Source organism: Streptomyces sp. NPDC058289, from assembly GCF_042880975.1.
GTDB lineage: Bacteria > Actinomycetota > Actinomycetes > Streptomycetales > Streptomycetaceae > Streptomyces > Streptomyces stoeckheimensis.
Map to the genome: position 1 here is coordinate 1 of NZ_JBHVYI010000075.1, position 21,590 is coordinate 21,590.

19 protein-coding genes are annotated in these 21,590 nt (G+C 71.5%); 8 read left to right on the forward strand and 11 right to left on the reverse strand.

Translation table 11 applies throughout. From position 1 onward, the window contains the following. Positions 1-107 precede the first annotated feature (107 nt). The 6 genes from ACFVX6_RS30125 to ACFVX6_RS30150 all read right to left on the reverse strand — a co-directional run bounded on the left by ACFVX6_RS30125 (position 108) and on the right by ACFVX6_RS30150 (position 4,012). On the reverse strand, positions 108-827 hold the full coding sequence (locus ACFVX6_RS30125) for a VC0807 family protein (protein WP_389696766.1): 720 nt from the start codon (positions 825-827) through the stop codon (positions 108-110). Positions 828-950: 123 nt separating this feature from the next. Beyond that, a complete protein-coding gene (locus tag ACFVX6_RS30130; protein WP_389696767.1) occupies positions 951-1,544 on the reverse strand; it encodes a TetR family transcriptional regulator in 594 nt (197 codons plus the stop codon). A gap of 21 nt (positions 1,545-1,565) precedes the next feature. Continuing rightward, positions 1,566-2,597, reverse strand: a complete 1,032-nt coding sequence (locus tag ACFVX6_RS30135) for an aldo/keto reductase (protein WP_389696769.1) — start codon at positions 2,595-2,597, stop codon at positions 1,566-1,568. Positions 2,598-2,731: 134 nt separating this feature from the next. Further along, a complete protein-coding gene (locus ACFVX6_RS30140; RefSeq protein ID WP_389696771.1) occupies positions 2,732-3,160 on the reverse strand; it encodes a MarR family winged helix-turn-helix transcriptional regulator in 429 nt (142 codons plus the stop codon). After that, entirely contained in the window at positions 3,160-3,576 is a 417-nt protein-coding gene (locus ACFVX6_RS30145; protein WP_389696773.1) for a polyketide cyclase, read from the reverse strand. The genes ACFVX6_RS30140 and ACFVX6_RS30145 overlap by 1 nt, the downstream gene beginning before the upstream one ends. A 91-nt stretch (positions 3,577-3,667) precedes the next feature. Next, a complete protein-coding gene (locus ACFVX6_RS30150; protein WP_389696775.1) occupies positions 3,668-4,012 on the reverse strand; it encodes a DoxX family protein in 345 nt (114 codons plus the stop codon). A gap of 90 nt (positions 4,013-4,102) precedes the next feature. Here ACFVX6_RS30150 and ACFVX6_RS30155 point away from each other — a divergent pair, with 90 nt between their 5' ends. After that, entirely contained in the window at positions 4,103-4,558 is a 456-nt protein-coding gene (locus ACFVX6_RS30155) for a MarR family winged helix-turn-helix transcriptional regulator (protein WP_389696777.1), read from the forward strand. An 88-nt stretch (positions 4,559-4,646) separates the two neighbouring features. On the opposite strand, the gene ACFVX6_RS30160 is transcribed toward ACFVX6_RS30155, so the two are convergent. After that, the gene (locus tag ACFVX6_RS30160; protein WP_389696779.1) at positions 4,647-6,107 is read right to left on the reverse strand and encodes an MFS transporter; all 1,461 of its coding nucleotides are present in this window, start codon (positions 6,105-6,107) and stop codon (positions 4,647-4,649) included. A gap of 64 nt (positions 6,108-6,171) precedes the next feature. Between ACFVX6_RS30160 and dusB the strand changes: the two genes are divergently transcribed. The 3 genes from dusB to ACFVX6_RS30175 all read left to right on the forward strand — a co-directional run bounded on the left by dusB (position 6,172) and on the right by ACFVX6_RS30175 (position 11,982). Then, a complete protein-coding gene (gene dusB / locus ACFVX6_RS30165; RefSeq protein WP_389696781.1) occupies positions 6,172-7,314 on the forward strand; it encodes a tRNA dihydrouridine synthase DusB in 1,143 nt (380 codons plus the stop codon). Positions 7,315-7,689: 375 nt separating this feature from the next. Beyond that, entirely contained in the window at positions 7,690-10,398 is a 2,709-nt protein-coding gene (gene ppdK, locus ACFVX6_RS30170; protein WP_389696783.1) for a pyruvate, phosphate dikinase, read from the forward strand. Positions 10,399-10,896: 498 nt separating this feature from the next. After that, complete coding sequence (locus tag ACFVX6_RS30175; protein ID WP_389696785.1) at positions 10,897-11,982, forward strand: ArsR/SmtB family transcription factor; 1,086 nt, start codon at positions 10,897-10,899, stop codon at positions 11,980-11,982. Positions 11,983-12,039: 57 nt separating this feature from the next. On the opposite strand, the gene ACFVX6_RS30180 is transcribed toward ACFVX6_RS30175, so the two are convergent. After that, a complete protein-coding gene (locus ACFVX6_RS30180; protein WP_389696787.1) occupies positions 12,040-13,200 on the reverse strand; it encodes an alkaline phosphatase PhoX in 1,161 nt (386 codons plus the stop codon). Positions 13,201-13,488: 288 nt separating this feature from the next. Between ACFVX6_RS30180 and ACFVX6_RS30185 the strand changes: the two genes are divergently transcribed. Next, a complete protein-coding gene (locus ACFVX6_RS30185) occupies positions 13,489-13,968 on the forward strand; it encodes a group III truncated hemoglobin (protein ID WP_389696789.1) in 480 nt (159 codons plus the stop codon). A gap of 123 nt (positions 13,969-14,091) precedes the next feature. Continuing rightward, positions 14,092-14,499, forward strand: coding sequence for a VOC family protein (locus ACFVX6_RS30190; RefSeq protein ID WP_389696791.1), 408 nt, complete (start codon positions 14,092-14,094; stop codon positions 14,497-14,499). 3 nt (positions 14,500-14,502) lie between these two features. On the opposite strand, the gene nirD is transcribed toward ACFVX6_RS30190, so the two are convergent. Genes nirD through ACFVX6_RS30205 form a run of 3 tightly spaced genes read right to left on the reverse strand, consistent with a single transcriptional unit; the run spans position 14,503 to position 18,799 of the window. Continuing rightward, the gene (gene nirD / locus ACFVX6_RS30195; protein WP_389696793.1) at positions 14,503-14,838 is read right to left on the reverse strand and encodes a nitrite reductase small subunit NirD; all 336 of its coding nucleotides are present in this window, start codon (positions 14,836-14,838) and stop codon (positions 14,503-14,505) included. Then, positions 14,835-17,429, reverse strand: a complete 2,595-nt coding sequence (gene nirB, locus ACFVX6_RS30200; protein ID WP_389696795.1) for a nitrite reductase large subunit NirB — start codon at positions 17,427-17,429, stop codon at positions 14,835-14,837. Before nirB ends, nirD begins: the two co-directional genes overlap by 4 nt. Positions 17,430-17,431: 2 nt before the next feature. Further along, complete coding sequence (locus ACFVX6_RS30205) at positions 17,432-18,799, reverse strand: NAD(P)/FAD-dependent oxidoreductase (protein ID WP_389696797.1); 1,368 nt, start codon at positions 18,797-18,799, stop codon at positions 17,432-17,434. 166 nt (positions 18,800-18,965) lie between these two features. Here ACFVX6_RS30205 and ACFVX6_RS30210 point away from each other — a divergent pair, with 166 nt between their 5' ends. Together ACFVX6_RS30210 and ACFVX6_RS30215 are read left to right on the forward strand one after the other, a co-directional pair. Next, a complete protein-coding gene (locus ACFVX6_RS30210; RefSeq protein ID WP_389696799.1) occupies positions 18,966-20,267 on the forward strand; it encodes a ferric reductase-like transmembrane domain-containing protein in 1,302 nt (433 codons plus the stop codon). A 517-nt stretch (positions 20,268-20,784) separates the two neighbouring features. Beyond that, on the forward strand, positions 20,785-21,561 hold the full coding sequence (locus ACFVX6_RS30215) for a sulfite exporter TauE/SafE family protein (protein ID WP_389696801.1): 777 nt from the start codon (positions 20,785-20,787) through the stop codon (positions 21,559-21,561). The last annotated feature ends 29 nt before the right edge of the window (positions 21,562-21,590 follow it).

Below are 21,590 nucleotides of genomic sequence, written 5' to 3' on the forward strand. Positions count from 1 at the left end.
CCGGCGGCCGCCCGGCCCGCGCGGCGTGGGCTGGGTGGGTGCGGCGGTATGGGGGGGGCGGGGGGTGGCGACGCCCCCCCCGCCGCCACTGCCGTCTCGCGGGTCGGTTACGCGGGCGCCGGACTGTCGGCCGCCGCGGCCGCCAGGGCCGCGGCCCTGGCCTGACCCTCGGCCTGGGTGCGCTTCGAGAACCGGATGGTCCAGAAGATCAGCGAGACCAGGAAGCCGTAGATCAGGACCGGGCTGACCCAGACCATCGTGTCGACGCTCAGCGTGTACGCCAGCACCACCCGCAGCGCGGCCTCCACCAGGTACGCGACGCCCCAGACGGTGGTCATCCGCCGCATCGCGCTGCGGAAGTCGGGGTACTGCCAGAGCCCGTTGAAGTACGCCACGCCCTCCTTGGTCCCGTCGGTCCCGAACTTGCGGCCGAAGTAGAACATCAGCGGCCGCGGCGTGAACAGGGTGGCGACGCAGAGCGCGCCGAACAGACCCGTCACCCCCGAGTCCTTGATGAGCAGGGCGCGCGCCGAGTGCGTACCGATCAGCGCGACGAGAGCGGTGATCACCAGGAAGACCAGGGTGACCACGGCGAACTCGTCGACCTTGCGGCGCCAGGCGAGGTGGACGAGGGAGTCGATCACCGGCCAGATGCCGCTGACCAGGAGTGCGGCGAACTCGCTCCAGCCCCGGTCGGTGAGCATGTTGTACGTGAGGATCGGCGCGACCACGTTGAACCCGATGGTCAGGATCCAGCCGATCGCGGCGGCTGCTCCGGACCTGGCCGGCGGCCCGGACTGCGCTGCCGGTTGTTGCTGAGTGGACAAGGTTCCCCCTGGAACAGACCTGATGGTGTGCGGTAAGGGGAACGTAGGAACACGGCAGGTACACGGCAAGGGGCCGCCGCCCAAAATGATGATCAAGCTGTCCGGAGTGGCCGGTTCCGGGGGTCAGGCGCGCAGGCCCCGGATGACCAGGGCGGTGACCGCCTCGAACTCGGCGGTGATGGTCGGCGTGAGCCAGTCCGCCGCGTACTGCGGATCGTGGAAGCGGCCGGTGGCGTCGAACACCGCGCGGGCGGCGGCCGGTACGTCGGGCGCACTGAGCGATCCCGCCGCGACCCCCTCGCCGATGATCCGCGACAGCTGCTCGATCAGCTCGGTCAGATGCTGCTCCACCACGCCGCTGTTCTCGTCGAGCAGCACGATGTACGTCGCGAACAGCTCGGGGTCGTCGCCCGCCTTGTGGCGCTTGGCCTCGAACAGCGCCTCCAGCCACGACTCCAGCTTGGAGGGGGCGGGCTCGGCCGGGGCCGAGGCGATCTCCTCCAGCATGACCACGCTCTTGGCGAGCCAGCGGTCCGTGACGGCCTCGCGCAGCGCGGCCTTCGACGGGAAGTGCCGGTACACGCTGCCGTGGCTGACGCCCAGGGCGCGCGCCACGTCCACCACGGTGGCCTTGGTCGGGCCGAAGCGCCGCAGCACCTCCTCGGTGGTTTCGAGGATGCGCTCGGGGGTGAGGGGCTCGGCGGCTGCGGGTGGCATGAGTACGACCGTACAGCCGGATCAGTGCTCGCTGTCCAGGTGGGCCATCTGCGCCGCCGGGTACCGGTCGCCGGCGGCCGCACCGGCCGGGACCGCGTCCTCGATGGCGGCGAGGTCGGCGGGGGTCAGGACGACCTCGAGGGCGCCCAGCGCCTCGCCGAGCCGGTCGCGGCTGCGGGCGCCGACCAGGGGCACGATGTCCTCGCCCCGGGAGAGCACCCAGGCGATGACCGTCTGGGCGACGGTGACGCCCTTCTCGTCGGCGACCTTGCGCAGGGCGTCGACCAGGTCGAGGTTCCGGTCGAGGTTGCCGCCCTGGAAGCGCGGGCTCATCCCGCGGAAGTCGCCCGGAGCCAGCGCCCGGTCGCGGGTGAAGTGGCCGCTGATCAGGCCGCGGGACAGCACCCCGTACGCCGTGATGCCGATGCCGAGCTCGCGGGCGGTCGGCAGGATCTCCTCCTCTATGCCGCGCGAGATGAGGGAGTACTCGATCTGAAGGTCGGCGATCGGAGCCACGGCGGCGGCCCGGCGCAGCGTGTCCGCGCCGACCTCGGAGAGCCCGATGTGCCGAACGTGCCCGGCGGCGACTGCCTCGGCGATCGCGCCGACGGTCTCCTCGATCGGCACGTCGGGGTCCACACGGGCGATGCGGTAGACGTCGATGTGGTCCCGGCCGAGCCGCTGGAGCGAATAGGCCAGGAAGTTCTTGACGGCCTCCGGCCGCCCGTCGTACCCGGTGAAGCCGCCCTCGACCGTCCGCAGGGCGCCGAACTTCACGCTGGTCAGCGCCTTGTCGCGGGCCGCGGCGGGGGCGGTGCGCAGGGCTTCGTTGATGAGGAGCTCGTTGTGCCCCATGCCGTAGAAGTCGCCCGTGTCGAGAAGGGTGACCCCGGCGTCGAGGGCGGCGTGGATGGTGGCGAGGGACTCCGCCCGGTCGGCTTCGCCGTAGAGGGCGGACATCCCCATGCAGCCCAGCCCCAGCGGGAAGACGCCGGGTCCGGTGCTGCCGAGAGTGCGGGTGCCGGTCTTCGAGGTGCTCTGGTTCGTCGTCATGGAACGAGAATGGCATGACGGCTGACAGATTTCAATATCTGTCACTCGTTCGTGCAAGGAAGCCCCGCCCGCAAGGCGGACGGGGCTGGGTGGGACGGGATGAGCGGGGTGAGCGGGATGGGGGAGGGGCGGGGTCAGGACTCGGGGTGAGCCAGGCGGCCCAGCAGGGTGATGGCGTCCCCGCGTGCGACCGGCCGGAAGAACTCCTCGTCGACCCCCTCGACGGCGGCGATCGCCCTCGGTGCCAGCTCGGCCCCGGCCGCGGTGACGCGCAGCCGCTTGGCGCGGGTGTCCGCCGGATCGACTTCGCGGGCGAGGAGCCCCTTCTGTTCCAGGGTGCGCACCACCTGGGAGGTCATCTTCACGTCGGTGCCCGCCTGGCGCGCCAGGGCCTGCTGGTTGGGCTGCTCGCCCTGCTCGTTGAGCCACCAGGTGCAGGCGAGGAGGACGAACTGCACGTGGGTCAGGCCCAGGGGGCCCAGCGCCGCGGCGATGCCCCGCTGCCAGCGCAGGGTGGCGTGCCAGAGGAGGAAGCCGGGGCTCTCGCCGGGGGTCAGGGGCATCAGCCCTGGGCCGTCCGGACCAGCGCGGCCATGGTGTCGGGCCAGTCGGCCGTGATGGCCGGTCCGATCTGCGGGCCCGCCTCGGCGGCGCCCTCGCCGCTGATCTCCATCCGGTACACCACCCTGCTGAGCGCCGGGTCGAGCCGGTCGATCCGGTGGGTGGTCCGCAGGACCAGGCCGGCGAAGCGTGCCTCGTCGACGAACATCTCACCCTCGGTGGCCTCGGCGACGAGCAGTTCCACCGGGTCCTGGCCGGCCGGGGTCATGGTGATCTCGGCGCCCGCCGCGAAGGGGCCCCGGAGCTCGATCTTCTCGATGTCGGCGTTCCAGGTGCCCCAGTTCTCGACGTCGGCCCACAGGGCCCAGATCGCCTCGGGTGCGGCGGTGGTCTCGATGCCGTGCTCGTACTCCCACATGGGGGCCTCCTGGTAGATGTTCTTCGCGCAGATTATCTGCGCGAAGACTAACTGTCCAGGAGGCCGGGCGGGAGTCGCGGCGCGGGGTGCGTCAGGCCGCCGCGCGCAGGACCAGGGCGGCCGCCGCGACCAGGGCGAGGACGGCCGCGGGGGCGAAGCTGTAGTCCTTCGCGCGCAGGTGGGTGAGGATCGCGCCGATGAAGTAGAGGGTCACGCCGATGGCGGCGGCGATGCCCAGCGGGGTCAGCCACAGGCCCGCGATCAGGCCTATGGCGCCGGCCGCCTTGAGGGTGGCCAGCCGGGGGAGCCAGGAGTCGGGCACCCCGACCTTCGTCATGCTCTCCGTGATCGCGGGGTTGCGCTGGAGCGTGAAGGTCGCGGACGCGGCGAGGGTGAGGGCGAGCAGTCCGGCGACGACGGCATAGGCGATGAACATGGCGGGCTCCAACGATCGGCGATGTAGAACCATTGAATACCATCAACGATCGGCAGGGCGCAATCATTTCCCGGTTGTTACGATGTGGACATGACGGCGCCTCAGGACCCCACGCACCCGCCGCAGCGGCTGGGCATGCTGCTGGCCTGGCACGGATCGGTCACCCAGACCCGCATGAAGAAGGCGCTCAGCGCCGCCGGACTCACGCCGCGCCACGCGATGACCCTGACGCACCTGGACGGCGGGCCCATCGGCCAGCGCGCGCTGGCCGAGCGGCTGGAGGTGGACCCGAGCGTGCTCGTCGGGATCCTCAACGACCTCGAGGGCGGCGGTCTCGTCGAGCGCCGCCGGGACCCGGCCGACCGCCGCCGCCACAACGTCGCCATCACCGACGCCGGCACCACGGCCCTCGCGAAGACGAACGCGGCCCTCGACGCGGTGGAACTCGGACTGTTCGCCCACCTCTCGGACCGGGACCAGGAAGCGCTGCGCGGCCTGCTGGACCGGATCGACTCGCACAGCGACGACTTCGCCTGCGGCGAGTAGGCGAGGAGGCGAGGAGCCGCGCCAGGCGGCCACGCACGCAGGCACTCACGCAGGCGCTCACGCACGCAGGTGCGCAGCCGCCCCCGGCTCAGTGCCGCGGTGCGGCGTCCGCCCGCGAGGAGTCGGGCTGCGGCTCCAGGGCGCGGGCCGTGCGCAGGGCCGTCTCCCGGGCCCAGCCGCCGCTGGTGGCGAAGCCGACGCACAGGACGAGCAGTCCGCACACCGTGATGATCCACCAGGCGGGCCGGGCCGCGGCCACGAACGCGGCGGCGGAACCGGACCCGCCGGCCATCCCGGCGGCCAGGACCGCGCCCACGATCGCCACGCCCAGCGCCCCGCCGGTCTGCCGGCTGGTGGAGGCCACCGCGGCGGCCACGCCGGCCTGGGCGCGGGGCATCCCGGAGACGGCGGTGTTGGTGATCGGCGCGTTCACCAGGCCGAACCCGATGCCGAAGAGCACGTACCCGCAGAACAGCATCGGCGTCGAGCTCTCGGCCGAGAACGCCGCGAACAGCAGCCCGCTCGCCCCCATCGTCACGCCCGCGACCAGCAGCGGAAGCCGCGGTCCCCGGGTGGCGACGAGCCGTCCCGACACGGGGGCGCAGAGGAAGGCGAAGGCCGCCATCGGCAGCATGTACAGGCCGGCGTCCAGGGCGTCCAGGCCCCGTACGTCCTGGAGGTACAGGGTGTTCAGGAACAGGAACCCGGACAGCGCGGCGAAGGCGCTGACCGCGATCACCGTGGCCCCGCTGAAGGGGGCGCTACGGAAGAACCGCGGGTCGATCAGGGGCTCCGCCCGCCGTGACTCGTAGGCCAGCAGCCCGGCCAGGGACAGGACGGCGACGAGCGCGCAGCCCAGGATCAGCGGGGAGCGCAGTCCGGCGGCGGGGGCCTCGATGATCCCGAACGTGACCGAGCCGAGCAGTCCCATGACCAGCAGCTGCCCGACCGGGTCCGGGCGGCGGGGGTGGTCGGCCCGGGACTCCGGGATGTAGCGCAGGGTCAGTACGAGGGCGAGGATGCCGACGGGGAGGTTGATCCAGAAGATCGACCGCCAGCCGACCGAGTCCACGAGCAGGCCGCCGATCAGCGGGCCGGCGGCCATGGAGATGCCGACGACCGCCCCCCAGACGCCGATGGCGCGGGCGCGCTCGCGCGGTTCGGTGAAGGTGTTGGTGATGATCGACATGGCGACCGGGTTGAGCATCGAGCCGCCGACGGCCTGGATCATCCGGAAGGCGATCAGCCAGCCCAGGCTCGGCGCGAGCGAGCAGAGCACCGAGCCGGCGGTGAAGAGCACGACACCGGCGATGAAGACCTTGCGGCGGCCGATCCGGTCCGCGGTGGAGCCGGCCAGCATCAGGAGCGAGGCGAGGACCAGGGTGTAGGCGTCGATCGTCCACTGCATGCCGGCCACGGAGGCGTCCAGGTCGCGGCGCATGGAGGGGAGGGCGACGTTCAGGACGGTGTTGTCGAGGCTGACGATGAGCAGGCTCATACAGCAGATCGTCAGGATCAGCAGGCGCCGCCGCTGGGTCAACTCGTCCATGATGCCGATAGTACGGCTAACTAACGACATGCGATCAACGCCACGGCTGAGCCACAATGGTGGGATGACCACGCTCCCCCCGCCTCTCGCGATCGGCCCGCACACCGTGCAGCCCCCGGTGGTGCTCGCGCCGATGGCCGGCATCACCAATGCCCCGTTCCGTACGCTGTGCCGCGAGTTCTCGGGCGGCAAGGGACTGTTCGTGAGCGAGATGATCACGACCCGGGCCCTGGTCGAGCGCAACGAGAAGACCATGCAGCTGATCCACTTCGACGAGACCGAGAAGCCCCGCTCGATCCAGCTGTACGGAGTCGACCCCGCGACGGTCGGCAAGGCGGTCCGCATGATCGTCGAAGAGGACCGCGCCGACCACATCGACCTCAACTTCGGCTGCCCGGTCCCCAAGGTCACCCGCAAGGGTGGCGGCTCGGCCCTCCCGTACAAGCGCAACCTGCTGCGCGCGATCCTGCGCGAGGCCGTCGCGGGCGCCGGTGACCTGCCGGTGACGATGAAGATGCGCAAGGGCATCAACGACGACCACCTCACCTACCTCGACGCCGGCCGGATCGCCGTCGAGGAGGGCATCACCGCCATAGCCCTGCACGGCCGCACCACCGCCCAGCACTACGGCGGCACCGCCGACTGGGAGGCCATCGCACGGCTCAAGGAGCACGTGCCGGAGATCCCGGTGCTCGGCAACGGCGACATCTGGTGTGCCGAGGACGCGCTGCGGATGGTCCGGGAGACCGGCTGCGACGGGGTGGTCGTGGGACGCGGCTGCCTGGGGCGGCCGTGGCTGTTCAACGACCTGGTCGCGGCCTTCGAGGGGCGCCCGGAGGACTTCCACAAGCCGACCCTGCGCGAGGTCGCGCGCACGATGCTGCGCCACGCCGAGCTGCTGGGGGAGTGGATCGGCGACGAGGCCCGCGGGGTGATCGACTTCCGTAAGCACGTGGCCTGGTACACCAAGGGCTTCTCGGTGGGATCGGAGATGCGGCAGAAGCTCGCCGTCACCTCCTCCCTGGCCGAGCTGGATGCTCATCTGAGCGAGCTGGATTTGGATCAGCCCTGGCCGGACAGCGCTGACGGTCCGCGGGGCCGTACGTCCGGAAACAACCGGGTTGTCCTGCCCGAGGGCTGGTTGAACGATCCGTACGACTGCGCGGGCGTGGGCGAGGAAGCCGAACTGGACACGTCCGGAGGCTGAGAATCGGGTGGCAAAACGTGCCACCGGGGGCGTGACATACGCCACGCATGGGTGAGGTTTCGCTCAGATGAGCGTAATGGTCACGGGTAAGACTTTCAAAGGGTGGCACTGGGTGCCACCCTTTGTTCGTTCAAGTATTGAACGCAAATGTATCGATGATCGCTCATCGGAGCGGAAACAGGCCTCAGTGAGCGCCTCACCCTTCGGGACCTGAAGGGTCTTCGTAGGTTTTGGCTACTCGTCAGTTACATTCGATTGGCTGGCACCCAGGTGGTTACGGCCACATGACCGCCAAGTGGACGTACCCATAAGCCTTCGATCTGGGTATGTTCCTGGCCGTCAGGGCAGCCACCGAGCCTCGAGGAGTCGAGACCCGTGTCGGAAAACAAAGATCAGAAGTTCGTCTACGACTTCACGGAGGGCAACCGCGACCTCAAGGACCTTCTCGGCGGCAAGGGTGCCAACCTCGCCGAGATGACCAACCTGGGTCTGCCGGTCCCTCCCGGCTTCACCATCACCACCGAGGCCTGCAAGGTCTACCTCGACAGCGGCGAGGCCCCGGCCGAGCTGCGCGAAGAGGTCAGCGCGCACCTTGCCGCCCTCGAGGCGAAGATGGGCAAGAAGCTCGGCCAGTCGGACGACCCGCTGCTGGTCTCCGTGCGTTCCGGCGCCAAGTTCTCGATGCCGGGCATGATGGACACGGTCCTCAACATCGGCCTCTCCGACGAGTCCGTCGCCGGTCTCGCCACCCAGGCCGGCAACGAGCGCTTCGCGTGGGACTCGTACCGTCGCCTGATCCAGATGTTCGGCAAGACCGTCCTCGACGTGGACGGCGAGCTCTTCGAGGAAGCCCTCGACGAGGCCAAGGCCGCCAAGAAGGTCACCGTCGACACCGACCTCGACGCCGCCGACCTCAAGAAGCTGGTCACCCGCTTCAAGAAGATCGTCGCCAAGCAGGCCGGCCGCGAGTTCCCGCAGGACGCCCGCGAGCAGCTCGACCTCGCCGTCGAAGCGGTCTTCAACTCCTGGAACACCGACCGCGCCAAGCTCTACCGCCGCCAGGAGCGCATCCCGAGCGACCTGGGCACCGCGGTCAACATCTGCTCCATGGTCTTCGGCAACCTCGGCCCCGACTCGGGCACCGGCGTCGCCTTCACCCGCGACCCGGCCACCGGCCACGCGGGCGTCTACGGCGACTACCTGCAGAACGCCCAGGGCGAGGACGTGGTCGCGGGCATCCGCAACACCGTGCCGCTCGCGGACCTCGAGACCATCGACAAGGTCTCGTACGACCAGCTCATGACGATCATGACGACGCTGGAGACCCACTACAAGGATCTCTGCGACATCGAGTTCACCATCGAGCGCGGCCAGCTGTGGATGCTCCAGACCCGCGTCGGCAAGCGCACCGCCGGCGCCGCCTTCCGCATCGCCACGCAGCTCGTCGACCAGGGCCTCATCGACGAGGCCGAGGCCCTCCAGCGCGTCAACGGCGCCCAGCTCGCGCAGCTGATGTTCCCGCGCTTCGACGAGGGCGCCAAGACGACCCTGCTGGGCCGCGGCATCGCCGCCTCCCCGGGCGCGGCCGTCGGCAAGGCCGTCTTCGACTCCTACACGGCCGTCAAGTGGTCCCGCTCCGGCGAGAAGGTCATCCTGATCCGCCGCGAGACCAACCCCGACGACCTGGACGGCATGATCGCCTCCGAGGGCATCCTGACCTCGCGCGGCGGCAAGACCTCCCACGCGGCCGTCGTCGCCCGCGGCATGGGCAAGACCTGCGTCTGCGGCGCCGAGGACCTCGAGGTCGACACCAAGCGCCGCCGCATGACGGTCGGCGGAACGGTCGTCGAAGAGGGCGACGTCGTCTCCATCGACGGCTCCACCGGCAAGGTCTACCTCGGCGAGGTACCCGTCGTACCGTCCCCGGTCGTCGAGTACTTCGAGGGCCGCATGCACGCCGGCGCCGACGACGCCGACGAGCTCGTCGCCGCCGTGCACCGGATCATGGCCTACGCCGACCGCGTACGCCGCCTGCGGGTGCGCGCCAACGCCGACAACGCCGAGGACGCGCTGCGCGCCCGCCGCTTCGGCGCCCAGGGCATCGGCCTGTGCCGCACCGAGCACATGTTCCTCGGTGAGCGCCGCGAACTGGTGGAGCGACTGATCCTCGCGGACACCGACGACGAGCGCGAGGAGGCACTCAGTGCCCTCCTGCCGCTGCAGAAGAAGGACTTCGTCGAGCTGTTCGAGGCGATGGACGGGCTGCCCGTCACCGTCCGCCTGCTCGACCCGCCGCTGCACGAGTTCCTGCCCGACATCACCGAGCTGTCGGTGCGCGTCGCCCTCGCCGAGTCCCGCAAGGACGCCAACGAGAACGACCTGCGCCTGCTCCAGGCCGTGCACAAGCTGCACGAGCAGAACCCGATGCTGGGTCTGCGCGGCGTCCGTCTCGGCCTGGTCATCCCCGGCCTGTTCAAGATGCAGGTCCGGGCGATCGCCGAGGCCGCGGCCGAGCGCAAGAACGCCAAGGGCGACCCGCGCGCCGAGATCATGGTTCCGCTCGTGGGCACCGTCCAGGAGCTGGAGATCGTCCGCGAGGAGGCCGACGCGGTCATCGCCGAGGTCGAGGCCGCCACCGGCACCGACCTCAAGCTGACCATCGGCACCATGATCGAGCTGCCCCGCGCCGCCCTCACGGCCGGCCAGATCGCCGAGGCCGCGCAGTTCTTCTCCTTCGGCACGAACGACCTGACCCAGACCGTGTGGGGCTTCTCCCGCGACGACGTCGAGGCCAGCTTCTTCACCGCCTACCTGGAAAAGGGCATCTTCGGGGTCTCGCCCTTCGAGACCATCGACCGGGACGGCGTCGGCACGCTGGTCCGCAGCGCCGTCGAGGCCGGCCGGGCCACCCGCCCCGACCTCAAGCTCGGCGTCTGCGGAGAGCACGGCGGTGACCCCGAGTCCGTCCACTTCTTCCACGAGGTCGGCCTGGACTACGTCTCCTGCTCGCCGTTCCGGATTCCGGTCGCGCGCCTGGAGGCCGGCCGCGCCGCCGCCGAGTCGAAGGGCAGCGACAGCCGCTGACCCCTTCACGGCCCCGATGCAGGGGCCCCCAGTGACCGCGCCTGCCCCCGGGTTCCCTGACGTCCGGTGGCAGGCGCGTCTATTTCCCCGGCGTTCCCCGGCCTTCACCGACGTTCGAGGGCGTTCCCCGGTGTTCCCGGGCGGCGTTCCTCGACGTTCCCCGGGGTTCCCGGGGCTCAGTATTGGTTCAATGTTGTTCCAGATGCCTTAACGGCAACAGGCGGTGGACGGATCCCCACCCGTCCACCGCCTGTCGCCAATCCGCCGGACACGTCGGCGCTTCCCGGTGCGACCGACCGCCAGGCCCCGCAAAGCCCCCCACGGCCTTCGCGGAGCGTTTCGGTCGCGCCGGAGTGTGCCCGGCGGAGTACAGGATTTCGGTTGTCACACCTTCGCCGAAAGGGGTTTCAACTGTGGCTGAAAGGCCATGGTGACCACGTGTGACGGCGTGCATACTCAAGGGGCGGGGGGATTGCGGTTGCACAGGTGGGGGTTCGGGTGCTGCGTATCCATTTCACTGGAGTGGACCTCGCGCGCGTAAGGATGGCAGGGCGTCCGGATGCGTTGTGGGAAACGATTCTGAGTTTTCACCGTTTACGGGACCGGCGGGATAGCCGGCTCTTCGGCGATTGGCGTGCCGAAACACGCACCAGGTTGAATGGTGAAACACGACTTCTCGGTGCGCTGATACCGAGCCGCGGGTATTTCCCCGATTTCCTGACCCCCACGGAGGGGCAGTACGGGTGGGACGTGGGCCTCGACGCACTGCGCGGGATCCGCCCCGAGCGGCTGCGTCGCGAGCTCGTCCTGCTCGGCCGGGGCGTGGAGGCCGGCTCCGGCATGGCCGCGGCCTTCGGGATCCCGGCGGCGGCCGGTGGCGGCGCGTACCGCGGCCCGGAGACCCTGGTCCCCAGGCGGCTGCGGGACTTCATGGAGGGGGACACCGCGCACCTGCCCCGGCTGCTGGGGGAGCTGCGCGGGTACCACCGGGCGGCCGTGGAGCCGTACTGGAGCCACATCCAGGCGCAGATCGAGGCCGAGCGTGCCATGCGGGGGCGGGCGCTGCTCGACGGCGGAGCGGACGAGCTACTGGCCTCGCTGCCGCCGATGCTGCGCTGGCGGGCGCCGGTGCTGGAGTGCGACTACCCGGTGGACCGGGACGTACGGCTCCGCGGGCGCGGGCTGCTGCTCCAGCCCTCCTTCTTCTGCCGGCGCACCGCGGTGACCCTGCACGATCCGGAGCTGGCGCCCGTGCTGGTGTATCCGGCGGCGGCCGAGCTCTCCTCCGCGCAGGCCGGCGGCGAGGCGGCCCGGCCGGCGGAGGAGCGGCGCAGGCACCGCCAGCTCACCCTGGGCAAGCTCGTCGGGCACACCCGGTCGGTGGTGCTCGAGGCGATCGGTGACGGGGCCACCACGAGCGAGCTGGCGCGGCGGGCCGGGGTGTCGCTGGCCTCAGCGAGCCAGCACGCGGGGGTGATGCGGGAGGCCGGACTGGTCACCACGCTGCGGCGGGGCAACGCCGTGCTGCACACGGTGACGCCGCTGGGAGCCGCGCTCCTCAAGGGCGGGGCCGTGGTGTCGTGACCGGCCGCACCCCGGCGGGTTCGTGACCCCGCCGGGGTGCGGTCCTGCGGGACGGGGTCAGGTGCGGAACGGGCCAGTGACCTCGTACGTGATGCCGCCCGTCGAGCTGCCGCTCGTGCCGCGCTGGCTGCTGAAGTAGAGGCGGTTGCCGGCGGGGGAGAAGGCGGGGCCGGTGATCTCCGAGGAGGACTGGCCGGTGACCCGGAGGAAGGGGGCGACCACGTCGTCCGGGGTGATCACGCAGATCTCCAGGTTGCCGCCGTCCTCGGCGATGTACAGGTCGCCGTACGAGGAACCGGTGACGTTGTCGACGCCCGTCAGGGGGGCGTTGCCGCCGGGGACCAGGGAATCGTCGTAGGCCAGCTCGTAGGTGCTGTTCGCGAGGTTGAGCTGCCAGACCCGGTTGTCGCCCTTGGTCGTGAACCACACCGTGTCGTTGGCGTAGTGGCAGCCCTCGCCGCCGTTGAACTTCTTCGAGCCCGAGACCTGGGTGCGCGTGGTGGTCGGCGAGCCGTCCGGGTCCGGGACGTTGGCCCAGGTGAAGGAGCCGGAGGTGGCCGTGCCGGCCTTGAGGACCTGGAGGGTGCCGGAGGAGAGGTTGCCCCAGGTGGTGGGGATGAAGCGGTAGAAGCAGCCGCTGGTCTCGTCCTCGGTCAGGTAGATGACCTGGCGCACCGGGTCCGCGGCGGCCGCCTCGTGCTTGAAGCGGCCCATCGCGGGGCGCTGCACGGCCGCGTTCACGCCGTAGGGGTCGGTCTCGTAGACGTAGCCGAGGCTGACCTCCTCGCAGGACAGCCAGGTGTTCCACGGGGTCTTGCCGCCCGCGCAGTTCTGGCGGGTGTTGGAGAGGATCCGGTAGGCGCCCGTGATGCTGCCGGAGGAGTTGAACTTCACCGCGCTCGCACCGCCGGAGGGGTTGATCTCCGAGTTCGACACGTAGATCCAGCCCGTGCCGTCTGCGAAACAGGCGCCGCCGTCGGGGGCGCTGTGCCAGGTGTACGAGGTGCCGCTGACGGTCTGGCCGGAGCGCGCGATCACCCGGCTGCTGAAACCGGCGGGCAGCATGATGCCGTTGGCGTCGGCGGCGCCGAGCGCCCCGTAGGGTCCGGCGCCGGGCTGGGCGGGGGCCGCGTAGGCCGCGCCGTGCATCAGCGTGCCGCCGAAGGCGGCGGCGGAGGAGCCGATGACGGCCCCGCGAAGGAAGGTACGACGTTCCACGGTCACTCCTGTGGGAGGAGAGGCTCCACGCCCGGTCGGGCGGGGAGTCACGCACGCGTCGAGGAACTTAGAACCGTCGAGTTGACGTGACGTCAATTCCATATGACGCGGGAGCGACCGGGACGAGGTCAATCCTCGCGGGGGGATTTCCCGAAAATCGAAGCGCCGTCGAAGGGGCGTCGAGGAGCCGCCGAAGAGCCGTCCCAGCGGTATCGAAGCGGCTCGGGACGGCTTAATGCAGGACTTTCTGCCCTGGGGAGGGGGCGGGTGCGGGAGGATGGTGGAGTGATGGACCACCCTGCTGCTGCCGCCGCCGACACTGCCGCCGACATCACCGGCCGCCCCGACCTCGACGTCGTGCTGCGCCGCTTCTACACGGCGGCCTTCGCCGATCCGCGGATCGGACCCTTCTTCACCGAGATCGCCGGCACCGACCTCGACGTGCACCTGCCCCGGATCACCGACTTCTGGGAGCGGGCCCTCTTCCGCAGCGCCGACTACCGGCGCAACGCCTTCGCCCCGCACGCGGCCCTCCAGTCGGCCCGCGAGATGACCGCCGAGGACTTCGGCCGCTGGGTACAGCTGTGGCGGGCCACGATCGACGGACTGCACCGGGGGCCGAACGCGGAGCGGGCCAAGGCCCAGGGCGAGCGGATCGCGCTGACCCTGCACAAGCGGCTGTCCGGCGCCGACGCCTCGATGGAGAGCGCCGACGGGCTGGGCTTCGTACCGCTGGCGGCCCTGGAACTGCGCTCGATCACGGCCTGACCTGCAGGTTCGTAGCGCATCGAAGAAATGTCGAAAGAACTTCGCCGGGAGCGATGAGTTCCCCGAGGCCCTGCGGTCTACCTCTCGAAAGCAACGGAACGCGCCGAGAGAAGAGAGACCCCGATGTCCTCCACCATGATCTTCGTCAACCTGCCGGTCAAGGACCTTGAGGCCACCAAGACCTTCTGGAGCAAGCTCGGTTACGGCTACAACGCCCAGTTCACCGACGAGAACTGCGCCTCGATGCCCATCACGGACTCGATCGTGGCCATGTTCCTGACCGAGGCGCGGTACAAGGACTTCACCCACAAGGCCATCGCGGACGCCACCAAGACCTCCGAGGTGCTGCTGTGTCTGAGCGCCGAGAGCCGCACCGCCGTCGACGAGCTCGTCGACGGGGCCCTGGCGGCCGGCGCCACCGAGCCCCGTCCCGCACAGGACCACGGGGTCATGTACGGCCGTGCCTTCGACGACCTCGACGGCCACACCTGGGAGATCATGTGGATGGACCCGGCCATGGTCCAGGGCTGAGCCTCAGACGGAGGTCGCGGCGGTCCGCACCGGGTACGTACGGACCGCCACCTCCTCGTCGTCCAGGCAGTGCCCCGACTCCAGGTCGAAGCGCTGCTTGAGCAGGGGCGAGGCCACGAAGAGCCGTCCCGAGGCCGAGCCGACCAGCCCGCGCGAGAGCACCTGCGCCCCGGTGAAGGGGTCCCGGTTGCCGATGGCGTACGGGCGTCCCGTGCGGTCGACGAACACGGCGGCCTGGCTCCCGTCGGGCAGCAGCGCCGCCACCCCGCGCCCGGGGATCAGCGCCGACAGCTCGCACACGGTGAGCCATCCCTCCGCCACCTGCAGTTCCACGGTCATCGGGTGCCTCCCAGGGGCTCCAGGGTCAGGACGGTCAGGTCGGGCTTGACCTGGCCGCGTTCGGGGACGAACTTCACGCTCGGGTCGGGTGCGCCGGGGGCGTTGACGAAGGACACGAACCGGCGCAGCCGCTCCGGGTCGTCCAGGGTCTCGGCCCATTCGTCGCGGTAGTGCGCCACGTGGTCGGCCATCAGCGACTCCAGCTCCGAGCACAGCCCGAGCGAGTCGTGCACGATCACGTCCCGCAGGTGGTCGAGGCCGCCCTCCAGCCGGTCCAGCCAGGTGGAGGTCCGCTCCAGCCGGTCGGCGGTGCGGATGTAGAACATGAGGAACCGGTCGATGAGCCGGACCAGTTCGGCGTCGGACAGGTCCTGCGCCAGCAGGTCGGCGTGGCGCGGGGTGGCCCCGCCGTTGCCGCCGACGTAGAGGTTCCAGCCGCTCGCCGTCGCGATGATCCCGAAGTCCTTGCTCTGCGCCTCCGCGCACTCGCGGGCGCAGCCGGAGACCGCCGACTTGAGCTTGTGCGGGGCGCGCAGGCCCCGGTAGCGCAGCTCCAGGTCGATGGCCATCCGTACCGAGTCCTGGACCCCGTAGCGGCACCAGGTCTGGCCCACGCAGGACTTCACGGTCCGCAGGGCCTTGCCGTACGCGTGCCCGGACTCGAAGCCGGCCTCGACGAGCCGGGCCCAGATGAGGGGGAGCTGGTCGATGGCGGCACCGAAGAGGTCGATGCGCTGCCCGCCGGTGATCTTCGTGTAGAGGCCGAAGTCGCGGGCCACCTCGCCGATCACGATGAGCTTGTCGGGGGTGATCTCGCCGCCGGGGATGCGCGGGACGACCGAGTACGAGCCGTTGCGCTGCATGTTGGCGAGGAAGTGGTCGTTGGTGTCCTGGAGGGCGGCCTGCTCCCCGTCCAGGACGTAGCCGCTCGCGCCGAGGGTGGGAGCGAGCGAGGCGATGATCGAACCGACGGTGGGCTTGCAGACCTCGCAGCCCTCGCCGCCGCGCGCCTCCTCGCGGCCGTGGCTGTCGAGGAGCTTCTCGTACGAGGTCACGCGCAGGGTGCGGACGATCTCGTAGAGCTCGGCGCGGGTGAAGGAGAAGCAGTCGCAGAGCCCCTTGTCGGCGGCCGGCGGCATCAGCTGGCCGATCACCTTGAGGCAGCTCCCGCAGCCGGTGCCCGCCTTGGTGCACTTCTTGACCTCGGGCACCGTGGTGTGGGCGGTGATCGCCTTCTTGGTGACGTTGTGGCAGGAGCAGATCACCGCGCTGTCCGGGAGCGAGGCCGGGCCGAGTGCGACGGGTGCGCCGGCGCCGGCGGGCAGCACCAGCTGCTCGGGGGTGACGGGCGGTACGGAGCCGGTGAGCGGGCGCAGCAGACCGTAGGAGTCGGCGTCGCCGACCAGGACGCCGCCGAGCAGGACGCCTTCGGCGGAGACGACGACCTTCTTGTAGACCCCGGAGCGGGAGTCGGAGTAGACGACGTCGAGGCTGCCGGCGGTGGCGCCGTGGGCGTCGCCGAAGGAGGCCACGTCCACGCCGAGGAGCTTGAGCTTGGTGGAGAGGTCGGCGCCGGTGAACTCCTTCTCGCGGCCCAGCAGGTCCGCGGCGGCCGTCTCCGCCATCTCGTAGCCGGGGGCGACCAGGCCGTAGACGCGGCCGTCGGAGGCGAGCGCGCACTCGCCGATGGCGTAGACGTGCGGGTCGGAGGTGCGGCAGCGGGCGTCGACGGCGATGCCGCCGCGTTCGCCGACGGTGAGGCCGCTCTCGCGGGCGAGCTGGTCGCGGGGGCGGACACCGGCGGAGAAGACCACCAGGTCGGTGTCGACGCTGGAGCCGTCGGACAGCTTCATGCCGCTGACCGAGCCGTCCTCGCCGGTGAGGACCTCCTGGGTGCCGACGCCCGTGTGGACGGTGAGCCCCATGTTCTCGATGGTGCGCAGCAGGGCCGCGCCGCCGCCCTCGTCGACCTGGACGGGCATCAGCCGGGGCGCGAACTCCACGACGCGGGTGGCGAGTCCGAGGCCCTTGAGCGCGCCGGCGGCCTCCAGCCCGAGCAGGCCGCCGCCGACCACGGCGCCGGTGGTCCGGGTCTTGGCGTACTCCTCGATCGCGAGGAGGTCCTCGATGGTGCGGTAGACGAAACAGCCCGGGGCGTCCTTGCCGGGGACGGGCGGCACGAAGGGGTAGCTGCCGGTCGCCAGCACGAGCACGTCGTACGGGAACACCTGCCCCGAGCGGGAGGTGACGGTGCGGGCGTCGCGGTCGATGGTCTCGGCGGGGTCGTCGAGGTGCAGGGCGATCCCGTGCTCCTCCATGAAGGAGGCGGGGGTGAGGGAGAGGTCCTCGGGGGTGCTGCCGGAGAAGTACGAGGTCAGGTGCACGCGGTCGTAGGCGGGCCGCGGCTCCTCGCAGAGCACGGTGATCCGGTGCGTGGAGGTGGCGCCGAGTTCGGCGAGCGCCTCCAGGTAGCGCTGGCCGACCATGCCGTGGCCGATGAGCACGAGGGCGGGCAGGGTTGCGGGAGTGGTGGCGGTGGTGGCGGTGGCCTGGGTGGTGGCCGGGGCGGGATGGGGCGTGGCTGCGGCCATGATCAGGAGCCTCCGTCGTCGGTGAGCAGGTGGTGCAGGTCGGTGAGACCGTGCTGGTCGGTGAGGGGGGCGCCGTCCTCCCAGCTGCGGGCGAGGGCGCCCACGCTGGAGAGTTCGCCGAGCAGGACCCCGCCGACGAGGCGGTCGCCGCGGATGACGACCTTGCGGTAGGTGCGGCGGGTGGCGTCGGCGAGCCGCACCACGTCGTCGCCGGGAAGCGCGGTGGTCTCGCCGAAGGCGGCGAGGTCGAGGGGCCGGTCACCGCCGGCGGTGAGGGTGAGGCGGGTCAGGGCGCGGGTCCCGCTGTAGGCGGGGTCCGCGGTGAGTCCCTTGCCGGTTCCGAGGAGGACTCCGGCGAGGGCGTCGGCCTGTTCGAGTGCGGGGCCGGCCAGGCCGTACACCCGGCCCGCGTGCTCGGCGCAGTCGCCGACGGCGTGGATGCGGGGGTCGTTGGTGCGGAGCTCGTCGTCGACGAGGATGCCCGTGCGGACGTCGAGGCCGGCGGCCAGGGCGAGGCCGGTGCGGGGGCGGACTCCGCAGGCGAGTACGACGAGGTCGGCCTCGAGGCGGTAGCCGTCGGCGAGCTCCACACCGGTGACCGTGCGGGGGCCCGGGGCGGGGTTGGGTGCCCTGCGGGGCGTTCCGGGCTCTGCCCGGACCCGCTCCTCGAACGCCGGAGGGGCCGGGTTCCGGGTGATGCCGCCGGCAGGGTGCGGCCGGACTGCCGAGGCCGTCGTCGACAGGCCGCGGACGCGGCATTCCGTGTGGATTTCCACGCCCATGCCGGTGAGGTGCGTGTGCAGGAGCTCCGAGGCTTCCGCGTCCAGCTGCCGTTCCATCAGGCGCTCGCCCTGTTGGGTGAGGACCACCTGCGCGCCCCGCTCGGCCAGGGCGCGGGCCGCCGAGACGCCGAGGAGGCCGCCGCCGATCACCACCGCGCGCACGCCGGGACGTACGGCCGCCGACAGGGCCAGGCAGTCGTCCATCGTGCGGAACGCGTGGACCCCGGCGGGGAGTTCCCGGCCTTCGGGTTCGAACAGGCCGCGGAGGGGAGGGAGGACCGGGTTCGATCCCGTGGCCAGGACGAGGGTGCCGTACCGCTCGACCGTTCCGTCGTCGCAGTGCACCACCTGCTCCGCCCGGTCGATCCGTACCGCCCGCACGCCCCGGCGCAGCGCCGGGCCGGGGGCCGGGAGGGACGTCACCTCCGGCGCGTACCGGCCGGCCAGGACCTCCGCGAGGAGGACCCGGTTGTAGGGAACGTGCTCCTCCTCGCCGAGGACGCGTACGTCCCCGCCCAGCCGGGCGGCGAGCCGCAGGCCCGCGAGGCCGCCGCCGATCACCACCACGCGTTGCTGTTCCGAGGTCATGACACGAGAGTGCGCGGCCGCTGTTTCCCCACGGCATCGCCGTTGTTTCCCTGACGGAACGCCGACCTCAGCGCGCGGGTTAAGGGCCCGTGAGGCCTTCCTCAAGGCCGCCTTAAGGATCACCGGGAGGCCGGAGAGCCTGCCGGAGCGCCCGTAGCGTGGCCGTATGCGAGAGCGAGACGTGGCGGTTCGGGTCAAGGGCGGGATGCTCGGCGGGGCGGGGACCGTCGCCCTGCTGTGGGCCGCCCAGGTGCGGCCCTCGGCCCGGCTCGACGCGCTGTTCGCGACCGCCGCGCACCTGTCCGGCCTGCTCGCCGGGTACGGGGTGCTCGTCCTGCTCTTCCTCATGGCCCGGGTCCCCGCCGTCGAGCACGGGGTGGGCGCGGCCCGGCTCGCCCGCTGGCACGCGCTGGGCGGCCGCCACGTCCTGCTGCTCTGTTTCGGGCACGCGCTCTTCGCGCTCTGCGGCTACGCCGTGCACGAGGGGGTCGACGTGCTCTCGGCGGTTCGGGAGCTGCTCGGATATCCGGCCCTGGCCGCCGCGGCGGCCGGGACCGTCCTCCTGGTCGCCGTCGGCGTCACCTCCGCCCGCTCCGTACGCCGCCGGGTCAGCCACGAAACCTGGCGGGGGGTCCACCTCCTGGTGTACCTCGCCGCCGCCCTCGCCTTCGGGCACCAGCTCGCCGGGCCCGACCTGGCCCTCGTCGCCTGGTTCTGGGCCCTCGCCCATGCCGTGGTCGCCGTCCTGCTGCTCTGGTACCGGGCCGTGGTCCCCGTACGCCAGGCCCTGCGGCACGCGCTGCGCGTCGCCGAGGTCCGCGTGGAGGGGCCCGGGGTGGTCTCCGTCCTCGTCTACGGGGAGCACCTCGCGGAGCTGCGCGCGGAGCCGGGGCAGTTCCTGCGCTGGCGGTTCCTCCAACGCCGGCTGTGGCACACTGCGCTGCCGTTCTCGCTGTCGGCGCCGGTCCGCGGGGACACCCTGCGCATCACCGTGAAGGCCCTCGGCGGCCACTCCCGCCGGATCCGCCGGCTGCGTCCCGGCACCCGGGTCCTCGCCACCGGGCCCTTCGGGGCGCTCACCGCGGCCCGGCGGACGCGGACCAAGGTGCTGCTGATCGCCGGCGGGGTCGGGATCACCCCGATGCGGGCGCTGTTCGAGACCCTGCCCGGCGGGCCGGGGGACATCACCCTGCTCTACCGGGCGGGCGCCGAGGAGCACCTCGTCCTGCGCTCCGAGCTGGAGGCCATCGCCGCCGAACGGCAGGCCGGTCTGCACTACCTGCTCGGGCCGTCGGGCGCCGCCTTCGACCCGCTGGCTCCGCAGGCGCTGGCCGCGCTGGTCCCGGAGCTGGCCGAGCACGACGTGTACCTGTGCGGACCGCCCGGGATGGCGGACGCCACCCAGTCCGCGCTGCTGCGGGCCGGGGTGCCGGCCGGGCGGATCCACGCCGAGTGCTTCGGGCTCTGAGCCCGCGCCCGATTCCGTCCCGCCCCCGCCCCCGCCCCCGCCCCCGCCCCCGCCCCCGCACTCGCACTCGCACCCGAGAGGTCGCCGCCCCGTGCGTCACCCGCTGCACGTCACCCTGCCCGTGTCCCTTGCCGCTGCGCGGGGCTTGTCCCCTACCCGCCCTTCGCCGGTTCCCCGGGGCTCCGCCCCGGACCCCGGCCCTCAAACGCCGGACGGGCTGGGTTCGGACCGGCCGGAGGGTCCGCGGTCCGTCCCCGCGGCCGCGGCCCGGCACCGCAGGCCCCGTACCTCCCCGGCGCAGGCGGTGCTGGCCGCGCTGGGATCCGTACCGCCCGCCCGGCGGCTGGCGGCCGGGCTCGGGCTGGCCAGTGTGCTGGCCGCGAGCGTGCTGACGGTGGCGGTGGATCCGTCGGCTCCCGTGGCCCCGGACCGGGCTCCGGCCAGGCAAAGCTCAACCTTTGCGCAAGTTTCCGGGGATTGATGGCCTCTGCACCCAACCGGTCCATAAGGTCGGGCCGTGCCTGACATATCGACAACCATGATCATCGTGCTGTGCGTGGCCGCGGCCGCCGCCGGCTGGATCGACGCCGTCGTGGGCGGCGGTGGCCTGCTGCTCCTGCCCGCCCTGCTCCTCGGCCTGCCGAACGCCCACCCCGCCACCGTCCTCGGCACCAACAAGGCCGTGGCCATCGTCGGGACCTCCGGCGCGGCCGTCTCGTACCTGCGCAAGACCCCGGTGGACGTGAAGCTCGCCGTCCGCATCGGTCTGGCCGCCCTCGCCGGCTCGATGGGCGGGGCCGCCCTGGCCGGCGGCATCAGCAAGGACGCGCTGCGCCCGCTGATCATGGTGGTCCTGGTGGTCGTCGCGGCGTTCGTCCTCTTCCGCCCCGCCTTCGGCGTCGCTCCCGGAGCCGCACCGGTCAGCCGTCAACGCGTTCTGCTCACCATCGCGCTGGCAGGCCTCGGCATCGGCTTCTACGACGGGCTCATCGGCCCCGGCACCGGCACCTTCCTGGTCCTCGCGCTGACGGCCCTCCTCCACCTCGACCTGGTCACGGCCTCCGCCACGGCGAAGATCGTCAACGTGTGCACCAACGCCGGAGCGCTCGCCATGTTCGCCTACCAGGGCATGGTGCTGTGGCAACTGGCCGCACTGATGGCCGTGTTCAATCTGGCCGGCGCCATGATCGGCGCCCGGATGGCGCTGCGGAAGGGCAGCGGCTTCGTCCGCGGAGTCCTCCTGACGGTCGTCGGAGCCCTGGTGCTGAAGCTGGGCTTCGAACAGTGGGGCTGACCTGCGGCTGACCGGCCGGCGGGGGATAA